Source organism: Aureimonas sp. D3 (assembly GCF_001463805.1).
Lineage (GTDB): Bacteria > Pseudomonadota > Alphaproteobacteria > Rhizobiales > Rhizobiaceae > Aureimonas > Aureimonas ureilytica_A.
Map to the genome: position 1 here is coordinate 1 of NZ_BBWM01000106.1, position 460 is coordinate 460.

The window sequence follows — 460 nt, forward strand, 5'->3', positions numbered from 1 at the left end:
GGGTTTCGACATCGTGTGCGCCGGCAAGGGCAAGAACAACCCGCTGAAGTTCGACGCGACGCCCGATGCCTACGAGGAGGAAGCGGCGCGGCGCAACATGAATGCGCGCATGCTGGTGGAGTTTGTGGACGGCTCCAAGACCATGATCGAGATGGTGGCGGTGGCCAATGCGACCGGGCTCGTGCCCGATGTTCCGGGCATGCACGGCCCGGCCGCGACGCGCGACGAGCTCGCCTCGGTTCTCTGCACGAAGGAGGACGGCGGCGTTCTGTCGGGCACCGGCAAGGTCGATTACTCGATCGGCAAGGGCGTCGCGCCCGGCGTCTTCTGCATCGTGAAGCCCCGGCACGAGCGTGTGCTGGAGCGCATGAGCGATCTCAAGATGGGCCCCGGCCCCAACTACACGATCTTCCGCCCCTACCACCTGACTTCGCTGGAAGTGCCGCTGTCGGCGGTGCGG

At 66.5% G+C, this 460-nt stretch carries 1 pseudogene; it reads left to right on the forward strand.

The annotated features are described in order from the left end of the window. A pseudogene (locus AUL36_RS23005) lies at positions 1-460 on the forward strand (homoserine dehydrogenase); the annotation flags it as partial.